Annotated in this window: 18 protein-coding genes and 1 rRNA gene; 6 read left to right on the forward strand and 13 right to left on the reverse strand. The window is 58.1% G+C overall.

What is annotated here, in order from left to right:
• From QZ522_RS00390 to QZ522_RS00415, 6 genes are all read right to left on the reverse strand, one after another.
• Positions 1 to 309, reverse strand: a 16S ribosomal RNA gene (locus QZ522_RS00390); the annotation flags it as partial.
• A gap of 762 nt (positions 310 to 1,071) precedes the next feature.
• Positions 1,072 to 1,680, reverse strand: coding sequence for a protein-methionine-sulfoxide reductase heme-binding subunit MsrQ (msrQ, locus tag QZ522_RS00395; protein ID WP_294606307.1), 609 nt, complete (start codon positions 1,678 to 1,680; stop codon positions 1,072 to 1,074).
• Complete coding sequence (locus QZ522_RS00400; RefSeq protein ID WP_363319803.1) at positions 1,677 to 1,886, reverse strand: GDCCVxC domain-containing (seleno)protein; 210 nt, start codon at positions 1,884 to 1,886, stop codon at positions 1,677 to 1,679. The genes msrQ and QZ522_RS00400 overlap by 4 nt, the downstream gene beginning before the upstream one ends.
• Positions 1,871 to 2,083 (reverse strand): hypothetical protein, encoded by a 213-nt coding sequence (locus QZ522_RS00405; protein ID WP_294606310.1) that lies wholly within the window; start codon positions 2,081 to 2,083, stop codon positions 1,871 to 1,873. Before QZ522_RS00405 ends, QZ522_RS00400 begins: the two co-directional genes overlap by 16 nt.
• Before the next feature lie 2 nt (positions 2,084 to 2,085).
• Positions 2,086 to 2,994, reverse strand: coding sequence for a protein-methionine-sulfoxide reductase catalytic subunit MsrP (msrP, locus tag QZ522_RS00410; protein ID WP_294606311.1), 909 nt, complete (start codon positions 2,992 to 2,994; stop codon positions 2,086 to 2,088).
• A 77-nt stretch (positions 2,995 to 3,071) separates the two neighbouring features.
• A complete protein-coding gene (locus tag QZ522_RS00415) occupies positions 3,072 to 4,565 on the reverse strand; it encodes an FMN-binding glutamate synthase family protein (RefSeq protein WP_294606314.1) in 1,494 nt (497 codons plus the stop codon).
• Positions 4,566 to 4,952: 387 nt separating this feature from the next.
• Between QZ522_RS00415 and QZ522_RS00420 the strand changes: the two genes are divergently transcribed.
• A complete protein-coding gene (locus QZ522_RS00420) occupies positions 4,953 to 5,432 on the forward strand; it encodes a fasciclin domain-containing protein (RefSeq protein ID WP_294606315.1) in 480 nt (159 codons plus the stop codon).
• Positions 5,433 to 5,492: 60 nt separating this feature from the next.
• On the opposite strand, the gene QZ522_RS00425 is transcribed toward QZ522_RS00420, so the two are convergent.
• Positions 5,493 to 6,230, reverse strand: coding sequence for a hypothetical protein (locus tag QZ522_RS00425; RefSeq protein WP_294606317.1), 738 nt, complete (start codon positions 6,228 to 6,230; stop codon positions 5,493 to 5,495).
• Positions 6,231 to 6,352: 122 nt separating this feature from the next.
• Between QZ522_RS00425 and QZ522_RS00430 the strand changes: the two genes are divergently transcribed.
• On the forward strand, positions 6,353 to 7,156 hold the full coding sequence (locus QZ522_RS00430; protein ID WP_294606318.1) for a hypothetical protein: 804 nt from the start codon (positions 6,353 to 6,355) through the stop codon (positions 7,154 to 7,156).
• A 5-nt stretch (positions 7,157 to 7,161) separates the two neighbouring features.
• On the opposite strand, the gene QZ522_RS00435 is transcribed toward QZ522_RS00430, so the two are convergent.
• The 3 genes from QZ522_RS00435 to QZ522_RS00445 all read right to left on the reverse strand — a co-directional run bounded on the left by QZ522_RS00435 (position 7,162) and on the right by QZ522_RS00445 (position 9,333).
• Positions 7,162 to 7,878, reverse strand: a complete 717-nt coding sequence (locus QZ522_RS00435) for an FkbM family methyltransferase (RefSeq protein ID WP_294606320.1) — start codon at positions 7,876 to 7,878, stop codon at positions 7,162 to 7,164.
• A gap of 85 nt (positions 7,879 to 7,963) precedes the next feature.
• Positions 7,964 to 8,623, reverse strand: a complete 660-nt coding sequence (locus tag QZ522_RS00440; RefSeq protein ID WP_294606322.1) for a class I SAM-dependent methyltransferase — start codon at positions 8,621 to 8,623, stop codon at positions 7,964 to 7,966.
• A gap of 35 nt (positions 8,624 to 8,658) precedes the next feature.
• Entirely contained in the window at positions 8,659 to 9,333 is a 675-nt protein-coding gene (locus QZ522_RS00445; RefSeq protein ID WP_294606324.1) for a class I SAM-dependent methyltransferase, read from the reverse strand.
• Positions 9,334 to 9,637: 304 nt separating this feature from the next.
• Here QZ522_RS00445 and QZ522_RS00450 point away from each other — a divergent pair, with 304 nt between their 5' ends.
• Positions 9,638 to 10,315 (forward strand): class I SAM-dependent methyltransferase, encoded by a 678-nt coding sequence (locus QZ522_RS00450; protein ID WP_294606327.1) that lies wholly within the window; start codon positions 9,638 to 9,640, stop codon positions 10,313 to 10,315.
• 12 nt (positions 10,316 to 10,327) lie between these two features.
• Here QZ522_RS00450 and QZ522_RS00455 read toward each other — a convergent pair whose 3' ends face one another.
• Positions 10,328 to 12,280 carry a hypothetical protein gene (locus tag QZ522_RS00455; protein ID WP_294606330.1) on the reverse strand — a complete coding sequence of 651 codons (1,953 nt, stop codon included), beginning with the start codon at positions 12,278 to 12,280 and terminating at the stop codon, positions 10,328 to 10,330.
• A 151-nt stretch (positions 12,281 to 12,431) separates the two neighbouring features.
• Here QZ522_RS00455 and QZ522_RS00460 point away from each other — a divergent pair, with 151 nt between their 5' ends.
• The 3 genes from QZ522_RS00460 to QZ522_RS00470 are packed head-to-tail and all read left to right on the forward strand — an operon-like array spanning position 12,432 to position 16,507.
• Positions 12,432 to 14,411, forward strand: a complete 1,980-nt coding sequence (locus QZ522_RS00460; RefSeq protein ID WP_294606332.1) for a glycosyltransferase family 2 protein — start codon at positions 12,432 to 12,434, stop codon at positions 14,409 to 14,411.
• A gap of 4 nt (positions 14,412 to 14,415) precedes the next feature.
• A complete protein-coding gene (locus tag QZ522_RS00465; RefSeq protein ID WP_294606334.1) occupies positions 14,416 to 15,441 on the forward strand; it encodes a glycosyltransferase family 2 protein in 1,026 nt (341 codons plus the stop codon).
• Positions 15,442 to 15,460: 19 nt separating this feature from the next.
• Positions 15,461 to 16,507 (forward strand): hypothetical protein, encoded by a 1,047-nt coding sequence (locus QZ522_RS00470; RefSeq protein WP_294606336.1) that lies wholly within the window; start codon positions 15,461 to 15,463, stop codon positions 16,505 to 16,507.
• A 2-nt stretch (positions 16,508 to 16,509) separates the two neighbouring features.
• Here QZ522_RS00470 and QZ522_RS00475 read toward each other — a convergent pair whose 3' ends face one another.
• Together QZ522_RS00475 and QZ522_RS00480 are read right to left on the reverse strand one after the other, a co-directional pair.
• Positions 16,510 to 17,472 carry a glycosyltransferase family 2 protein gene (locus tag QZ522_RS00475; RefSeq protein WP_294606338.1) on the reverse strand — a complete coding sequence of 321 codons (963 nt, stop codon included), beginning with the start codon at positions 17,470 to 17,472 and terminating at the stop codon, positions 16,510 to 16,512.
• A gap of 117 nt (positions 17,473 to 17,589) precedes the next feature.
• The gene (locus QZ522_RS00480) at positions 17,590 to 18,432 is read right to left on the reverse strand and encodes a hypothetical protein (RefSeq protein ID WP_294606340.1); all 843 of its coding nucleotides are present in this window, start codon (positions 18,430 to 18,432) and stop codon (positions 17,590 to 17,592) included.
• Positions 18,433 to 18,579: the final 147 nt, after the last annotated feature.

Below are 18,579 nucleotides of genomic sequence, written 5' to 3' on the forward strand. Positions count from 1 at the left end.
GAGTCTGGGCCGTGTCTCAGTCCCAGTGTTGCTGATCATCCTCTAAAACCAGCTAAAGATCGTAGACTTGGTAGGCCATTACCCCACCAACTATCTAATCTTACGCGGGCTGATCCTTCTCCGATAAATCTTTCCCCCGAAGGGCGTATACGGTATTACTCTCAGTTTCCCGAGGCTATTCCGTAGAGAAGGGCACATTCCCACGCGTTACTAACCCGTCCGCCGCTCGCCCCGAAGGGTGCGCTCGACTTGCATGTGTTAGGCCTGCCGCCAGCGTTCGTTCTGAGCCAGGATCAAACTCTCAAGTTGAAAAGCACTTGCGCGCTTAACCTTGACGTTCGAACCTCTGCACATCGTTCCTGCCCTGCAAAGGACAGAAACAGTCTTCTGTTTGATGTACTTCTGGTTTTCATCAGAAAACCGAAAGCCGTTCAAACAGTGAAGCTGACACTAGATCATCGGGTTGCCCCTACTAGCGCGATATACAGACGTTGATCCATCGAACTGAACCAAACCGCCCACATATCTCTTCAGATATCTAATTTTCAAAGAGCGTAGAGACAAAATCAACCGGCTGCGCTAAATCTTCTAGCGCGACCCGCCTCATCTACCTCAAAATTCTTGGCCGCGCTTCCCGTCTAGGCAACTGCCCGTCTGGTCCGTCTGGCGTCCCGGTGTGCATCTCTGCGCCGCCGGTGAAGGGGGTTCTAAGGTTACTGCCCAAAACCCGCAACCCCTTTTTTTGGCTTTTGTCACTTTTTCTTCAAAAACCTGAATTTTAGTGCAAAATTAATGAGTTAAGTCACTATCGCCAAGCAAATGCAGCGGTTTGCGCAATAATATTAGCGGGGCGCATGGTGCCCTCCCCCTACATCTTGCGTTATCCACAGACTTACCCCCAAGAGCGATGGCAAAGAGTGGCGAAGCGGGGGCCGTTTGGGGCGACTCGGACGTGTCGCGGCGGTGGAATCACCTTTGCCTGGCAAATCAGGCGAGTCGGTTTTTGAAGAAATGCCGACTCATCCGCCGATTTTCCGATTCCCAAACTGCCCGTAGCGGAGCAATCCCGCCTTAAACTGCCTGTTTCTTGCGCGACGGTCGCAACCGCAGCGCCAGCAAACCCAGAATCACGGCCAGATAGATCAGCGGTTCGATCTGAAAGCCCTTCACCAGCCATACAAAGTGCAACGCCGCCAGAAGTGCCGCCACATAGGTCAGCTTGTGAAGCCTGCGCCATTTCGGCCCCAGCTTGCGCACCGACCAATTGTTAGAGGTCGCCGCCAGCGGCACCAGCAACAGGAAGGCGGCAAAGCCGATGGTCACATAGGGGCGCTTCAGGATGTCCGCCCAGATTTGCGCCGGAATCTGCACATCCAGCAGCAGCCAGACCAGAAGATGCAGCACGACATAGAAAAAGGTCAGAAGGCCAAGCGCGCGCCGGAACTTCAAAAGGTTCACCCCGGCAAGGCGGCGCAGTGGCGTGACAGCAAGACCCGCGACCAGCAGCTTGAGGGCGAGCGCCCCCAACTCGTGCTCGAGCGCCTTGATCGGCTCGATGCCAAGGCCGCCTGTCGCCCCCATATAAAAGAAGTAAGGCGCCGGGGCAGCGAACAGAATATACACGGCCCATGTCGGCACCCTGCGCAGCAGCGCGTTGATCTGATCGACCAGAAGGCTCATCCGCAACAGCACTCCGCCTTTTGAACCGGCGGGCAGGCCACATCACCGTAAGAACAATAGACACAGCAATCACCAGGCTTGGGCCGCAAAACCGTGCCGCAGCCGGGACATTCGAAAAAGAACTGGCAGGCATTGGTTGGCATGGTCTCGAGACTTGCCTGCCCGCACTCGGGACATGTCAGCGTCGATGTCAGTTTGATTTCGATTTCGTCAGCCACAGGCCTGCTCCCATAATGATCAAGGAAATACCCAGTACCGGAAACAGCAGGCTGTCCCGGTAAACGATGTCGATCAGCGACCCCAATCCAAGCGCCATCAAAAGAAACGGCAAGAGACCGGTAAAGCAACACAGCGCGGCAAAGCCTGCCCCGATACCGCCCACCCATGTCATCATCCGGGCCATGCTCAGAAGTTCTTTCTCAGGTCCATCCCGGCATAGAGCGAGGCAACCTCGTCACCATAGCCATTGAACATCAGCGTCGGCTTGCGCGCCGAAAACAACCCGCCGCCAATCGCGCGCTCTGTCGCCTGGCTCCAGCGGGGATGATCGACCTCCGGGTTCACATTGCTGTAAAAGCCGTATTCGCGCGCATTGGCCTTGTTCCAGGACGTTGGCGGCTCGTCCTTGGTGGCGGTGATGCGCACGATCGACTTGATCGACTTGAAGCCATACTTCCACGGCACCACCAGACGCAGCGGCGCACCGTTCTGATTAGGGATGTCGCGGCCATAGATACCCGTGGCCATGATAGTCAGCGGATGCATCGCTTCGTCAAGCCGCAGGCCCTCGACATAGGGCCAGTCCAGAACCGGGTAGGTGACGCCTGGCATTTCATCGGGGCGCAGGGCGGTTTCAAACGCGATATACTTGGCATCGGCCTGAATCCCCGCAAGCGCCAGCAGATCGGCAAGCTCGAATCCGTTCCAAGGCACGACCATCGACCAGGCCTCGACACAGCGAAACCGATAGAGCCGCTCTTCGACCGTCATCTTGTCCATGATCTGATCAAAATCATAGGGGCCGGGGCGATCGACAAGCCCGTCAATCTCGACACTCCAGGGGCTGGTCGTGAGGGCACCGGCATAGCGCGCCGGATCGGCCTTGTCGGTGCCGAACTCATAGTAGTTGTTATAGCCGGTGATTTCCTCCCAGCTATTGGCCGTCAACTCCTGCGCTTGCGCGCGCGCGGGCAGTCCTGCCCCGGCAAGGCCGATCCCGGCCGCCGCCCCCGCCATTAGCTGGCGGCGATTGAGAAACACCGCCTCTGGTGTCGCATCACAGTCGGACAGGGTGTTTTTCCAGCGATAGGCCATTGGTCTCTCCTGTAGGTTTCACACCTATATATAGAGAAACATTTGCCTATCGCCAGAATTCAGCCAGCAAGCCGCAATCACAATGCCGCGTCCGCGTTGTAACTCGGGCGGATTTTATTGAACGGAACCGAGGTGCCATCGGCCTGCACAAGGCGCACATGGCGCCGCCGCATCAGACGGGGCTCGGCAACGCCGACGGAATGGGCAATCGTCTCGACCTCCTTGATCACCGAGGTGGCGTAATGGGCGACCTTGATATATTTATCCTCGACCACAAGACCGGCCTGAAGGCGTTTGTCGTGGGTGGTGATCCCGGTGGGACAGGTGTTGCGATTGCACTTGAGCGCCTGAATGCAGCCGAGGCTGAACATGAAGCCACGCGCCGAGGTGACAAAATCAGCCCCCGCACAAAGTGCCCATGCGACATCGCCGGGATTGATAAGCTTGCCCGCCGCGATCATCCTGATCCGCTCTTTCAGGCCATAACGGTCGCGTAGGTCCACCATCCGCGGCAGGGCATCGCGAATTGGCATGCCGACCAGATCCATCAGGGGCATCGGCGCCGCGCCGGTGCCGCCTTCGCCGCCATCAATGGCGATGAAATCGGGGGCACAATCGGGGCCGCGCTCGTTGATCATCTGAAACAGCGGCTCCCAGGCCTCGGACGAGCCGATCACGGTTTTGAACCCGACCGGGCGGCCCGTCACCTTGCGGATATGGCTGATGATATCCAGAAGTTCGCCGTAATCGTTGATATCGGCATGGCGGTTGGGCGAGATGCTGTCCTGACCAAGCTTGATCCCGCGGATTTCGGCGATCTCGGCGCTGACCTTTTCGCCGGGCAGGATGCCGCCCTTGCCCGGCTTGGCGCCTTGGGCAAGCTTCAGCTCGAACATCTTGATATGCGGGTTTTCCGACATCTTGCGCAGCTTTTCGTCGCTCAGATTGCCGTCCTCGTCGCGCACCCCGTATTTGGCGGTGCCGATCTGATAGACAAGATCACAGCCCCCCGTCAGGTGGAACGGCGACAGCCCGCCCTCGCCGGTGTTCAACCAGATGCCCGCCTTTGCCGCCCCCCGGCTTAGCGCCTCGACTGCCGGGCGTGAAATCGCGCCATAGCTCATGCCGGAAATGTTGAAGATCGACTTGGCTTTATAGGGAAGCGCCGCCGTGGGCCCGATCACCATCGGCGCAGTCACGGCGAACTGATCATCAAGCGGCGGAAAGACCGCCGGCACGAAGATCGGCGTGCCCGGCACACCAAGGTTGCGGGTCGATCCAAAGGCGATTGTATTGCCCTTGCCCTTGGTCGCATGGCTCACCCAATCGCGCTGTGCGCGGTTGAACGGCATTTCCTCGCGGTCCATGGCGAAAAAGTACTGACGAAAGAATTCGCCCAGCTTGGTGAACAGCCCACGAAAACGTCCGATAACCGGATAATTGCGCCGGATGGCATCGCCGGGCTGGCTCTTGTCCAGCACGTAAAACAGCATCGCCATCAGGACAATCGCGCCCAGCATCAGAACAAACAAGAGTGCAAGAACCTGCAGGATCTGCATCACGTAAATCATCGAAAAACTCCAAGGTCATCGGCCCTCACCCGTTTGGGGCCGTCGCGGCGCAACCTGCGCCTTTCGAGACCATCAAACAACCCACTAAACCGCGATCATGGGCGGCGCGCGGGGCGCAATCCCCCATCCCGCAGGACATCGACCCGCCCGCCGCAAACGCCACGGGAAAGCGGCCTGAAAACCCCGCCACAGGGCAGGAGATTTCCCGGCTTGTCACAAAAACGTGATTGGATGTTACGGATCGCCCCGGCTTAGTCGGCTTCGCATTTTCGTCAACTCCCGTCGGCAGAAATCCCCGGTGAACCAAAGCCGGCCTGGCACCGTAGCCCTATGTGTGATGCCCGATGAGGCATCGTCACGACTGATGCTAGAACAGGAGATACATCTATGTTTCGCAGAACTTATCTTGCCCTGACCGCCGCCGCCCTTATGGCTGGTCCAGCCTTTGCCGATGGCCATGGCAAGAATATCGTCGATATCGCCGCCGGGAACGAGGATTTCTCGACCCTCGTCGCCGCCGTCAAGGCCGCCGACCTTGTCGAGACCCTCAAGGGTGACGGGCCGTTCACCGTCTTTGCGCCGACCAACGCGGCCTTTGCGGCCCTGCCCGAGGGCACGGTCGAAACCCTGCTCAAGCCCGAGAACAAGGATCAGCTTGCCGCAATCCTGACCTATCACGTGGTTCCGGGCAAGGTGATGTCGGGCGATCTGTCCGATGGTATGGCTGCAACCACCGCTGAAGGAAGCGACGTGACCATCATGACATCAGGTGGCGTCACGGTGAATGGCGCGAATGTCACTGCGGCCGATATCGAGGCCAGCAATGGCGTTATCCACGTGATCGACGCGGTGATCATGCCGCAATAACGGGGGCCTCAACGGGGGCGGTCACGTTGGCCGCCCCTTTTCCCTGTATTCGATTAAAATTCACCCCAACCAGGCAGCGGGCACAGGTATATCCGGCTGACCGGCTTTGTGTTTGCAATCAAGCGGGTGCGGCAATTGTGTAACCGGGCCGCTCACTGTCGCGCGATCCTTGCGAAGCAGGGTCACTTCGACCACGCGCGGAATATCCACCCCATTCACATCGACAGTCCCCGAGGCGTTGTTGGTGTGAAGATGTACTGTTTCGAACAGGGGCAGCATCTTGTCGATTGCCGCCCTGGCGCGATTGAAGAACGGTTCCTTGCACAGGACCGACGGCAAACGATGAAGTTCCAGAACTATTATCCTGAACCGCTTGAGAAGATCGGTCGGGATGGCTGCAATCGTTGCATATTCATCCCCCTCGATATCCATTTGAAGCAGCAGATCCGCATTGGGTGCGGTATCGGTCTGGGCGACCCATGACGCGATGGACAACCTGTCCTCGTTATCCTCGGGGCCTACGAATTTCTTGATGAAACACCCGCCCGGAATATCTATCGCGGGGCCATCAATGGATGCATCTGCCATGAAAGACGGGATGCCGTGTTTTGCCAGATCGAGTTCAAAGGTGGATTGCCTCGATATGCCCGGCGAATAGCAGGCGGCAATTCCCTCAAAGTCATTCGGCACGAGGTATCCGCCATCACCGAACGCCCCGACACGGATCAGCGGCGTCGTGATCGACTTGGGGCGAAGAAATCCTGCGATGTAGTCGAATTTGTCTGAGGCGGCGGACATCAAATCCCCTTTTTGTAGTTTTCTGCCGAATGCTGTCGTGGCACAGCCGGTAAAAACCTGAGACACAAGGCTTTTGCAGGACTATGATTCCGACAGGGTTTCTTGGCAAGCTGGATGTGGGAATGACGCAGAAAAAAGCCCCGGACCATTACATTCGGCACGACGATCTCGAATACGGTCGGGCCGTCTGTCGCGGTCAGGACATCGCGTTGCGGCTTGATTTGAGTCTGCCGAAAGCGGCACGAAATCCGGTGCCCCTGATCATGTGGATACATGGCGGCGGATTTCGCAACGGTCATAAAGACTGGGCCGGGCATATGACGGATTCGCGCTGGTTCACCAAGGCGGGCTATGCTTTTGCCTCGATCGACTACCGCCTGAAGGCGGAACGATCAGACCTCTCGGATCCGGTGCGGCAACGCATGACCGCGCTGGAAAAGCATTGCGACCCGGAATTTCGCAAAGACCTGGCCGGGGCTGCGGCCCTAGCCGCGATGGAAGATGCGCTGACCGCCCTGACCTGGCTTCAGGACAATCGCGCGGGGTTCAACCTGTCGGGCTGGGTTGCCCTTGGCGGCAATTCCGCCGGGGCGATCACCGCGTTCAACACGGCCTACCTGACTGGTTTCTTTGGCCTGTCCCGCCCGGCCATCCGCGGGATTGTCAGCATCTCGGGCGGGTTCGCGTACCCCGCTCTCTACGCGCCGGGGCTGGCGCCTGTGCATGCACTGCACAACCCCACCGACGATCGTGTCGATATCGCCTTGATCCGCAGGATCGAAGCCCTTGGCGGCGATGCGGTAGAGCTGGTGACGTCAGACCGCCAATTGCATGGGCGTGTGCGCCTTGCCCCCGACGAACCGCCCCGAGAGGCCTATGGCCGGATTTTCAGGTTTCTGGACAGACTGCGGGACAACGACCCCTGATCCGGTCAGCGTGGCTGCGCAGCCCGGAACCTCTTGAAAAGCACGACACCCTCACCCGAAGCCTGCTGATGATAGAAAAAGCCATGGCGGTGCATGTTTTCAAACAGGTTCACGACACCATCGGCTTTGATCCGGTTGGTATGCAGCTCGACCAGAACATAGCGCACGGGGGTCAGATCCACATCATCGAACAGGACGGCCTCGCCCCCCTCGATATCGCAGATCAGTGCATCGGCCTTCGCCTCTGCCAGCACCTCGTCAAGCGAAACGGTCGGCACCTCGATTTCCTCAAAGGGCAGGTTCGCAGGCGGCTCCATGGATGACGACCAGAAGGGTTGGGCGACATAGAACGGCAGGGCCTTGGGCGTCGCGGCCGATTTCGGCCCCGAAAGCGCAATAGCATTAATGACCGTGCTATCCGTCACGCCATTCACTTGGTGAACCTGCCGGATATAGTCGCAAAGCAGGGGGTTTGCCTCGATACAGGTCACCTTGCGGGCCTGATGGTGACAGACGGCGCTGGTCGAGATGTACCCGATGCCGGCGCCCAACTCTACCACCGAGGAATTGGCGCCGATAAATGTCTTGAGAGCTCTCGATTCACTGGATTCATAGTTTCCGCGGGACAAAAGCCTGCGCAGGCGATCCGTCATGATATCGGGATCGTCAGGGAACGACAGCCCGTTGGACCGGATCATCGCCTGGCTTGTGGTGTCGCTCATATCTGCCTCGCTGCGTTCATGTTGTTGGATAAGGTCCTGAACGACCAGCTACAAAAATCCGGCACCGGGGCTGTCCTGGCCGAGGTCACAGCGCCGATTTAATCGCGTCGGTGACCGGGATCAGGAACTGCTGACCTATCCGTGACGGGTGCTCGATCAGGCCGGGCAAGGGCTTGTCCTGCGCAAGCGGCGTCACTTTGCGCCCCGCACCGACCTCTCCGAGGAAATCAAGAACCGCCTCGCGCACCTGTTGCCTGTCATCCTGTTTCCAGAAGAAATCATCCCCCGCAATCAGCCCCCCGACGCGCAGCTTGCGCGCCGCAACCCTCAGGTCAGCCAGCACATGCTCGTACCGATGATTGCCGTCGATATACATCCAGTCGAAATAGTTGTCCGGAAAGGTTTCCAGAACAGGGACGGAAAAGCCCTTGCACAGAATGACCTGCGGCAGGTGGGCATAAAGGCGCGCCACGTTGAGATACATCGCACCCATGTAATCGGTATCGCCCCACCTGGAATGCACAAAGGTGTCTTCGGTATCGTCCGACAGCATGTCCCAAGGGTCGATCAGAACAAGTTGCGTGGGGTTGGTTTCATCAAGGATGACCTGAGAAAACTTACCGTCCCAAACCCCGATTTCCACTCCGCGGCCCTGCTTGGGAATAAGGCCCAGCAACTTGAGCCGGGTTTGATGGCGTTTGGGCGCACGTTCGGCCAGGTCCGTATCCTTGGGTTGCGTGCGCATTGCCGGTTCCCTCCCCGTCTCCGGGGCCTTCAGGCTCATTTCGCGTTCGCCGCATCATGGGCGGCGACACTATCGGCAATCTGTTTGCGGCTCCAAAGGAAAGAGGCGCGATGCCGGTATTCCGTATTTTCCTTTGTCATCTCTTCGATATCCAGATGATCCGCAGTTTCAGGAATGATTTCCTTGGGCTTCGGGAAATTATACGGTTCGTTCATCGGGTTGAATGCCGCGAACTTGCCGTTATTGCGCAGATTGCGGTTCTGGGGCGTCTGTACGACGGTTGTCAGCAGGTACTTGTTGTTGGATTTGGCAAAGTTTCTGAAAAACTCCCACCGCAACCACGTCTTGAGATGAAACAGGCAATCGCGGCACATCAACAGATCACCATCCGGCAACGGGTCCGATGTGATGTCGAGATGCAGGAATGTACGGTTCGGGCCTGAATGGTTCGTCTTGTTGGCCTCGATGATCTGCGAGGAAATATCGGCACCGATGTATTGCACTCGGTCAAGATCGACATGCTGCATCCAGAACCAGTCGCCGCAAGGTGCATCCACAAAAGTCTTGATCTTGTAGCGCCTGAAAAGATCAGGCAGCGCCGCCCGTAATCTTTCCGTATTTTCAAGCGTCGACCCAAATCCGGACACCGGCCACTTACCACCGGCAGACCAATCCCGGTCTTCAAAGGTGTTTTGAAGTTTTGCCCGCATACCCACTCTCCTGCCTGCCCCGATACCGAACGCTTTTACGTTTCTGGGTTATTCTACCCATTTTCATCGCGAGCGTAAGAATGAACTTCAACATCCCCAAAAGGTTCAAAACACCTGTGATAAACGGGTGTCGGTTTTCGCAACGCTGCCTGAATTTATTGGCCCGGCACAGCGGAGGGGACAAAAACATGGGGCCCAAACCCTATCAACAGCCCAATGAGTTCGGTAAGGTCGCGCAAAACGGTATAGTCAGCCCTCGGTCAAGCCAAAGCCATACAGGCCAATAAAAAGAGAGGAAACGAGCATGTCGACAGACAAGGTTCTTAGCTCGCCAAGCTTCACGATGGATGGTCAGATCCGCAAGCTGAACGGTGACGGTTTCAATCTGTACCAGTATCCGGATTACGAGACCTACAAGGAAATTCAGCAAGAAGGCAATCGCCGCAAGATCGACTGGCAGTTCGTTCCCCAAAGCCATATCGCGCTTTGTGCGAAATTCGTCGAGGACACGGTCGGCCCTGTGCGTTTCGGCCTGTGTCACGGCACGCGCTCGGGCGCGGAACAAAGTTGGTTCTCCGAGGCGCTTTCCGGCAAGCCGGAAGTGCTTGGGACCGAAATATCGGACACCGCCAAGGATTTCCCCAACACTGTGCAATGGGATTTCCACGATGCCAACCCCGACTGGAAGGGCAAGGCGGATTTCGTTTATTCAAACTCCTGGGATCACGCGTTTGAACCCCTGCGCGCCTTTTCAAGCTGGCTGGAAAGCCTGCGGCCCGGCGGGGTCATGCTACTTGATCACACCGCAGGGCATGTGGCCCGCAAGGCCAATCAGCTTGACTCTTTCGGTATCAAACGCGGCCGCTTCCAGCGCTTGCTGCGCACCGAATTTGGCGCGACCGCCGAACCGATGGATCCGCTGGATTTCACCACAGCCAATCCCGACTATCCGGCGCATGTGCTTGTGATGCGCAAACGCTGACGTCTCCGGCCTTCAGCGGGCGGCTTTCACTGGGCTTTTTTTAAGATACCGCTCCTTGCGATTGACAAATTTCTGTTGCGTCGGCGCCAGTTCCGCGGCGCGGTCCAGTGATACGGCCGCCGCTTCGATATCGCCCATGTCCCGGCATAACTCTGCCAGGTCGGAATGGATAAGTGCCGTCGTAGAGTCGATTTCCGCCGCCATTTCCCAGGCTTGCCGCGCCTCTGAAAGGCGGTCGCTTTCGCGCAGGAACTTGCCCCGCAGATAATGCCAATAGGGCTGTTTAAGGCTGTTCTCCGCCAGCGGCTCAATCAGTGTTACAGCTTCGTCGGGACGCCCCGCCATCGCCAGGATTTCAGCCTGACGTTTGATTGTCAGAATGTCTCCGGGCATCGCCGCAAGGCTCCTGGCATGCCGTTTTAGGGCCCCGTCCACATCCCCCATGCGCGCCTGCACGAGCGCGCAATAACTTTCCCGCTGGGCAAGGCCCGCCTCGTCGTTGGCCGCGATCACCTTGTCGTGGATATTCTGCAAGGCATTGTTGTTTTCGACAACACGCTCGGCCTTGCCGTCCATGACGAAATACGGCCATTCGACCACCAGAGTGGAAAAATCAAACGCCCGGCGCTTGATAAACTTGTTTTGCACAAGGAACATGTTCGCCCGCATATAGGGCACGCGCATGGACTGTATTACGGGCAGGCTGAACGGTAGCGGATGATCAGGTTTCAGGCGACGGCGATTTATCATGAAGCTGCCGACAAGCGTCACGTCCGGCAGAAAGGGCTTTTGCCAAAACGCCCGCATGAACGTCCGGTGGCACCGGACGGCCTTGCCGAGGGCGCCCAGAATGAGGGCGTGAATGACCGTCGCCGCCGCATGCGACTCCTGCCAGAGGTTTGGATCGTTCAAGGCCTGCTTGATGTTCGTATTTGCCTCGTCCCAGCGGTTTAAATAGACACAGTTGATCGCGTGGAACAGCGGTACAAAGGCGTTCGTCGCGCCGCTGCCCTTGACGATCTGACCGATTTCCCATGCTTCGTCGTCCCGATCCTGCACAGGGAGACGCGCGGCAAGTTTGGCATAAAGATGCGCCGCCTCGCTTGGGGTGACAAATGAATCAACGCCCGTTTTCATCCGCGCCAGAAGGGTCTCATAGGCTGCGTCCCGCTCGGGACTGTCCAGCACATCTATGAACCGCTTGCGTTCGCGTCCGCTGATCAGAGCCGCAGCACGGCTGAAAGCGCTGATTGGCGGGGCGACGATCTGATCCGCGCGCGACATCGCATAAAGCTCGAGGAAATCGCGTTGCGCCACGGTGCAGTTAGCCAGGTCAACGATGTCCTCGACGCCCCTGACCTCGGGGTGGGCAGCTTGAAACCGCGCCCGGCTTTCGGGCTGGTCCGAGAACACCAGGGCCACACCCGGCTTTTCCTTTTCAAGATGGGCGGAATACAATTCGTCCGGTTCGATCTTGGAGGGCCATTGCTTGTGCATCCAGGGATCGGAATTCAGAATATCCCCGCGCCGGATGTGATAGGCAACGCTTGGCTCCCCGACATCGGCCAGGGCGCCGTCGATCTGGTCGATCCTTTTGGCGACCAGGGGATTGAATTCGACCTCACGGATCAGCTCGGGGAACCTTCCGCGCAACTTATCCGGATCCTCCCAGGGGAAGGCGGCAATATCAAATCCTTCGTCCATAATGACATGGCCGCCACCCTCGAGGTGGGCGTTCAGGGCATCGGGGGATTTGTCCTCGAGGAACTTCCAGATCGGTTCGGCCTGGGCCTGAAGGGCGTCAAATCCTTCATTGTCGACAAAGTGCCGGGCCATGAAGGCCGTGGAAAACAGATCGCCCGGATTGGCCAGCGTCGGCGCATCGGCCCCCGGCGGAAACCAGTTGAACCTGAAATCGGTGCGGTAATCCTGTGCCAGGCGGATGGACGAAAGGATAATCAGCACACGCGCCCCAAGCTGATCGCGACGCTGGCCTAAAAAAAACCCTCGCCCATTGGGCTGTGAACTGGCCATAAACACCTCTAGCGGTTATATGCTGTTAAAAATACAAGAAGATATGGGGAAGCAAACCCCCAAACGACCGGAACACTGTCCAATGGCCAAGCACTCGCAGGTTTTGTTGACGACATGGCTAGACCATCCGACAGCCGATTTCGTGGAATGGATCGCGCATCATCGCGCCCTTGGGGTCAACCGGATTCATGTCTTTCTGTCGGACACCCTGACCGAGGTGCCCCCCCTCGCTGCGGCGCTGGAAAGTGCAGGGCTGATCGAGACGAGTTTCATCGCCTTCGACCGGTCAGAAGCATCGGAACAAATCCGCAATGCGGCGATCCACGCGGCACGGATCGAGGCCTCTGAAACTTCGGGGTGGGGACTGTTTCTGGCACCGGATGAATATCTGACCTTATCACGGCACGACACATTGCCGGACATGATGAACGCGTTGAAAACGGTCCATGCGCTCAGTGCGCCGGTGCGGCGATTTTATAGCAAGACATTGGAGCGGACGCATACGCCGGGCGCGGTTCTGGGCGACGTTTCCCACAGAGGCGCCGATCCGGTCGCGGATGGGACCGGGGGGCGCGAATGGCGCAGCATCGTGAAACTGGGCCTATGGCCCGACCGCCTGCCCGGCTATCCGGTTGGCAAGATGAAGACCGGCCTCAGCAAGGTGCGTTGGCTGAATGGCGCCGGCAAGCCTATGCCAAAGCCGCATGCCAACCGAACATGGCAACACGACGACGATTCCTTTGGCTCTGAGCTTGCCGCCATTGGGCGCGTGCCCGCCCCAAGCATTGAAACGCTCCTTTTGCGGGCGGCCTATGTAAAGCCCGGCAAGGCACAGGCCATGGCCGATGATCTTATCGCGATCCTGAATGAGGCCCGGTCGAAGCACATCAAGGATAATGCGCTTGCAGGGGCGGCCAAGGCCCGTCAGGCAGAGATCGAACGCATCCTCAAAACGCCGTCCGTCGCACAGGCTTATCATGCGCAATGCGAAGAAGAGGCCGCCCGGATCAAGGTTCAGACAAAGCGGCACGGCCTGTGGAACGCCGTGCTGGCCCATCTGGACGAAGTGCCGCCTGTGAACGGCGCACCACAGGTTGCCGCCTTGCCGATCCCCCCCGCGGCGCCACATCCGGACCCGGTCGCGCCTGTCAAAGTGCATCCCCGCGTGCCGGATGAATTCGCCCGTGTCGCCACCGACCCGCCACCGCGCTGGTTCCATGAGATCTATCCCGGCGGCGACAGGCAGGGCTTTTTGATACGACTGGAACATCACGCACTTATCCATATCGAACGCGATCCCGACACCCTGATCGTCACCTTCGACAATATCTCGAACGTCAACGATATCTCGTATGGGCGCAAACCCTGGGCCTATGACTTCGTGCGCGGCGGGGGCTATTCTCATTTCTCGGTCATCAGTCGCCGCAAGGACTGGTATCGCGATCCGCAGATCATCGACGAATTGCGCAGACGGGCCGAACAGGGTTTCTTTTCCCGCTACAAGAAGGTGGTCATGGCCGGCACGTCGATGGGCGGCTTCGCTGCCATGGCGTTTTCGTCATTGGTGCCCGGTTGCATTGTCCTCGCCTATTCGCCCCAAAGCACGCTCGACCGGGAACTGGTGCCATGGGAAGAGCGGTTCGACATGGGCCGCGAGCGCAACTGGAGCCTGCCCCATTCCGACGCTTCTTTCGAAATCCAGAGCGCCAAAAAGGTCTATGTGATCTACGACCCCTTCTTTGAACCTGACAAGCTGCATATCGAGCGGCTGGAGGGCGACAACGTGGTGCTGCTCAAGTCATGGTTTGCAGGGCATTTCTCGGCGGTGTTCATCCGGCGGGCCAATCTTATCAAGCCGCTTTTCCAGATGGTGATTGACGAAACCCTGACCGAGGATGCCTATTATCGGCTCTTGCGCGGGCGGCGGTCGCTTGCCTGGTATCGCAAGTCGCTTGAACAGCGTGCCATCGAAACCGGGCATGATACGCTTGCCAAACGGGTCGGCCCCGCATTCGATCACCTGCGGCGGCAGCTTCGCAAACACGCACAGCAGGAGGCATAGCGCCATGACCCGACTGTCCGTGCAAACGCCCAAGCGCGTCGTCTTCACGACAATGAAGAACGAAGGCCCGTTCATTCTGGAATGGGTGGCCTATTACCTTTCGCTGGGGTTCACCGGTTTCGTCATCTGCACCAACGACTGTGCCGACGGCACCGACCAGATCATCGAGAGGCTTGAGGAGCTGGGATTGGCCAGCCACCGCCCGAACCGCATCAGGCCCGGCGACAACCCCCAGCACAAGGCGCTTGGCCGCGTCCAGTTCCACCCTTGGGTTCAGGAGGCTGACTGGCTTCTTGGGATCGACGTCGACGAATTTCTGAACATCAGGGTCGGGAACCGCACGCTGGACGATTTCATTGATGCCATCGGCGATGTCGATGCGGTGTCCCTGACCTGGAAGCTTTTCGGATGTGGCGGGATCGAAGCCTTTGAAGACAGCCCGGTCACAAGCCAGTTTTTTCTTGCCGATGAAGAGGAAAAACCATCGTCGGGCCGGGCGCATGGTTTCAAGACCATGTTCAGAAACAACGGTACCTTCAGACGGTTCAATCCGCACCGCCCCAAGAATGTAAGCCCCGACAAATCCGAAGCCGATGTGCGCTGGTCCGATTGCGGCGGCAATCTGCGGCCGATGGACAAGGTCGGCTGGCGGTCATGGCACGGATTTAGCCATGACTATGCCCGGCTGCATCATTACTCTGTTCGTTCGGTCGAGAATTTCCTGGTCAAAAGGGATAGGGGCCGGACCAATCACATCAAGCGCGACCAGACCGAGCATTACTGGGCTGACATGAACGTGAACCTCACCGAAGACCGCTCGATCCTTCCATTGGTCGATCGCATGCGCCCGGTCCTGTCAGGGTTGATGTCCGATCCTGTCCTGAAGCAGCTTCACGCCGAGGCGGTTGCCTGGCATCGCGAGAAGATCGCCGAACTCAAGGCACGCGAGGATTGGGCAGAGTTTCGTCGGTGGCTTGTGACGCACAAGATGAAAGCCGAACCGCCTGCCACTCTGGATTACGAAACTTGAAGACGGGGATCTCCGGCACATGGCCGCAAGGAAGACGACAAAACAGCGGACGAGCGGCACAAAGACCGGCAGGGCCCCCAAGGGCCTTTTGATCCATATCGGCGCGCCGAAAACCGGTAGCACCGCGCTCCAGAACTTCCTGCTTACCAACGAAGCGCCATTGGCTGCGAAAGGCATATGCTTTTTGGCAAGCGGGCGTACAAATATCTCGCATAACAACCTGTTCAACCCACTGCGCGGCCCGGACGCCGCCGCGATCTGGTCTGACATCGCGGACGAAGCCGCAAGTCATCCGGAAAGCCTTTCGATCATGTCGAGCGAGAACTTCTTCTCGCCCACAATTGCCGCTTCGGTCGCGCAGCACATGCCCGAGAGTCTTCGCAAGACGACCCGCTTCATCGCCTATGTCAGGCGGCAGGATGCGTATCTGGAAGCGCTTTACAAGCAGAAGACAAAGAATGGCCGCGAACACAGCCTGCCGTTGGAGTTCGTCAAAAAGCATGTCGAAATCGGCAATTATCAAACGGTTCTGGATGCTTTTGCCGATACGGTAGGTGATGAAAACGTCATCCTGCGCAGATTCGAGCGTTCGGCGATGAAAGGCGGTGATGTCGTCGCCGATTTCCTGGGCTGCCTCGGGCTCGACGCCGCAGACAGCTCATTCGTTCAACCCGTGCATGAGGCCAACCAATCCCTGTCGCGCGCCGTGACAGAGCAGATGGGCGCACTGGCACGCCATTCCAGACTGAACGTGCGCGAATTGGCCCGTGAAATGATGCGCGATCCGGCCAACGCCGCCCCGCGCCGGTCGGGTGATGTCTTCACCAAGGACCAACGCCTTGAGATCATGGCGCTTTTCGAGGCAAGCAATGCCGAATTGGCCAGGCGTTACCTGAAAGACGACAGTTCGCCGTTTTTCGATCTTCAGGATCTCGCACCGGATATGCCCGACCGCTATCCTGACCCCGAGGAAGAGATCGCGCTTTACGCCGAAGCGCAGGAAAAAGTTGCCGCTGCCATCGGGCGGATCACACGGCGCAATCCGGCAAAACTGTTTCGCGGCTGACCTCAGGCCGTCAGCGCACAGTGCAGGAACAGTTCCCGGTTGGCCGGATTTTCAAGCAATGTTTTCAGGCGGGCTTCGTAATGCCGCAAGGCCGTCTTTCGCATACGCCCAAGCCTGCCGTCACTGCGCGCGTCCAATGCCGCCATTTCCGCAATGATCTCTGGTGCCCGGTCACGCAGCGCCACGTCTGTTTCCAGATTGGACCGTTTCTGCCGCCGGTTCCAGAAATGCTCTCGCAGGTCCCGGTCAGGTTGGTGCGCACTTCCGCGCGTCGCCTTTATCAGGAAACTTGATGCATCCCTGAGGACATAATGGTTGACCTGCGCCAGCTTCAACATTCCCGGATCCGTGGAACGGTGGTTCTTGATCGTAAAATCGCCATCGCCCAACCCCGAGCCATTGACCGTCCGTATCGGATCGGCGAGCCCATCCAGAGGGTGCGTTTTATGCACGCCGGGCCGCTGGAAAAGCTCGGTGCGATAGAGCGTTTTATAGGCCTTCAACCCTTCGGCCATGTCCGTCACCCTGTCGCAGCGCAAAAACCTTTCCGTCACCAGCCGATCAGACAATGACGAATAGCCGCCCGCACCAAACAGCCGCCAATTCACCAGAATTCGATCTGCACCCGGCACTGCCGCGATCAGATCCTGAACCCTGCCGTTTGCGCATTTGATGTTGAGAAACTCATCAAGATCAATCGCCATTGCCCAGTCCGAGGCGCGATAGCTGTCCAGTTCGGCCGATCGGCTATAGGCCTGTATCTGATGGCGTCCCCGTCTGGCGGGATTGTCGAAATAGGAAATGACGCCCAGCCGGTCGAGTTCGGTCAATATATCCGCAGTGCCATCGGTACTGTCATTCTGATAGATTATGATCGGATCAAATCCGGCAAGGCGATGATAGGCGACCCATTCAAGCACGAAAGGCCCCTCATCTTTCGCGGTTGCAACAAGCGCAACTTTCAAGACCATATCTCCCGGATTGGATTGATCACCTGCAAAGCGTAGAATACCGACCGGAATAAGGAAAGCGGCGATGCGACTGCCCCTCCGGCGCCTTGCGGGCCGTCATACACCCTGATCCTAAGCCCCGCTCGCCAATGGTGGCACCGGCGCCGCTTCGGGGTTGATGCCATGCTTTTCCAGGAGGCTGTGAACATAGCTTCCCTCTTCCGGCCTGCCGCCAAGGCCGGCGAGGAATTGCTTGATCCGACGCCCGTAAAAATGGACCGAATAGGTATCGGGCTTGATAAAGCCTTCGATGCGTTCGCGTTTCGATGTAAAACACATTTTCCGGCGATGCTTGAAGGGCACCGGGTAAAGCCCCTGAACAGGAAGCGCGTATTTCGCCTCGCCGGTCTTTTGCAGGTAATGCGTGATGGCATGCGGCCCCCAGATTCCCCAGGCCAATTCGCTGACATGCACCGGGGTGCCAGCTTCGGCACTCGCCTCAAGCTGCGCACGCTCGCGCCCCTGATACCATTCGGGAATGGCATACTCGTCCCTGGTCATTTCCAGCAGTTGATCAAGCGCTTCGCTATCTGCTGGCAAGCCAAGCACGCCCCCGTTGATATGCTGCGCGGATTCCCAGGCAAAGAAATGCCCGGTCTCGGTTTTGAACGGCCGCAGGCAATAGGCATCCGTATCCGCCCAGATCACGCGATCGCCTTTCTTCAGAAGATGATAGCGGAACACATCCGAAAACAATGCCGGGCTTCCGGTGCGGCCATGGGTCAGAAAGCTCTTGGCATTCAGCACCTCGTTGCCATCGGCCAATTCGATCCCGTCAGGAACATTGTCGACCGGCCCGTAATGATAAAGCCTAACCGAATGACCGGCGTCGCGAAAAGACACCGCGCAAAGCTGTTCCATGTACGAAAGCGGGCCTTCAACCCAAAGCATCGCGATTTCGATTTCTTTACCCACGCCGTCTGCCCCTGAAAGTTTCCATACCCCGCCACAGCGCGCTAACTGCATCATAAGTATAAAAAATTTTTAACTTAATTCCGATCCGCGAACAAGACGCATGAGAGGGCCGAAGCACGGTCACATCATCGCTGTGAAAAGAACGAA

Origin of the sequence: uncultured Roseovarius sp. (assembly GCF_913054395.1) — a bacterium.
GTDB lineage: Bacteria > Pseudomonadota > Alphaproteobacteria > Rhodobacterales > Rhodobacteraceae > Roseovarius.